Source organism: Bacillus sp. XF8, from assembly GCF_017498755.1.
In the GTDB taxonomy this organism is placed as follows: Bacteria; Bacillota; Bacilli; order Bacillales; family Bacillaceae_G; genus Bacillus_A; species Bacillus_A bingmayongensis.
Map to the genome: position 1 here is coordinate 1 of NZ_JAGDQK010000114.1, position 1434 is coordinate 1434.

1 protein-coding gene and 1 pseudogene are annotated in these 1434 nt (G+C 34.4%); both read left to right on the forward strand.

The features are described 5' to 3' along the window. Nucleotides 1-54 precede the first annotated feature (54 nt). Nucleotides 55-342: pseudogene (locus J4P91_RS29635) on the forward strand (helix-turn-helix domain-containing protein); the annotation flags it as partial. A 101-nt stretch (nt 343-443) separates the two neighbouring features. Beyond that, nucleotides 444-1403, forward strand: a complete 960-nt coding sequence (locus J4P91_RS28615; protein ID WP_307802564.1) for an IS3 family transposase — start codon at nt 444-446, stop codon at nt 1401-1403. The last annotated feature ends 31 nt before the right edge of the window (nt 1404-1434 follow it).

The following is a 1434-nucleotide window of genomic DNA, read 5'->3' on the forward strand; positions in this document are numbered from 1 at the left end:
TGAACTGCACCCCAATTGTTAGACACAATTAACAATTGGAGGTGTAGTTTTTTTATGGCAAAGTTTTCATTAGAAGTTAAATTAGAAGCTATTCAGGACTATCTTGAAGGGAAAGAATCTTATAGAGCCATAGGCAATCGAATAGGTACGCATCATAAATCTATTATGAAATGGGTAGGTCTCTATAAAAAATATGGAATAGAAGGCTTGAGATCTAGGTATACAAATTACTCTGTACAATTTAAAATGGACGTACTTAACTTTATGAATGAAACAGGGACGTCTCTTTTAGAAACAGCTGTAATATATAATATTCCGGATCCATCGACTATTTTACAGTGGAAAAAAACTCTAGAAAAACAAGGTATTGACGCCCTTTATTCAAAAAAACGGGGGCGTCCAACGATGAAAAAAGAAACAAAGAAAGAACAGCCAGTAGAAGGATCACAAGAAGCATTATTAGCGGAAATAGAGCGTTTACGTATGGAAAATGCATATTTAAAAAAGTTGAACGCCTTAGTTCAAGAGGAGAGAAAATCTCAGAACGTCAAAAAGCGCAAGTAATTTATGAATTAAGGCATGTTTTTAAGGTAAGTCACTTAGTGAAAATAGCTGAGATTGCGCGTAGTACGTATTACTACTGGGTGAAACAATTTACTCGCCCTGATAAATACAAAGAAGTAAAAGAAATCATTAAACAGATTTTCGATGAACATAAAGGAAGATATGGGTATCGACGCATCACGTTAGAATTAAAAAATCGAAGTTACTCAATCAATCATAAAACGGTACGTCGATTAATGGTTGAGCTAGGTTTAAAATGTCTTGTCCGCATGAAGAAGTATCGTTCTTATCGTGGAAATGTTGGAAGAATTTCTCCAAATGTTCTTCAGCGTGATTTTAAGGCTTCTAAGCCTAATGAGAAATGGGTTACGGATGTGACAGAATTCCATTTATTCGGGAAGAAGCTCTATTTATCGCCAGTTTTAGATCTCTTTAATGGTGAAATCATTGCTTATAATATAGAAACGCGACCTGTATTTCCACTCGTTACAAAGATGTTAAATCAAGCGTTTGAGCGTTTAAACGAAGGTGATTCCCCTATACTCCATTCGGATCAAGGGTGGCAATATCAAATGGCTCGATACCAGCACTTACTTAAAGAACATCAAATTACACAGAGTATGTCCCGTAAAGGAAACTGTTTAGATAACGCAGTCATTGAAAATTTCTTTGGCTTATTAAAATCTGAATTACTTTATCTACAAGAGTTTGAAAGTATGGAACATTTTACTTTGGAATTAGAAAAATATATTTACTATTACAATCACAAACGTATTAAGACAAAACTAAAAGGATTGAGCCCTGTGGAATACAGAATCCAATCCTTATTAGCTGCTTAGAATATTTGTCTAACTTTTTGGGTTCACTTCA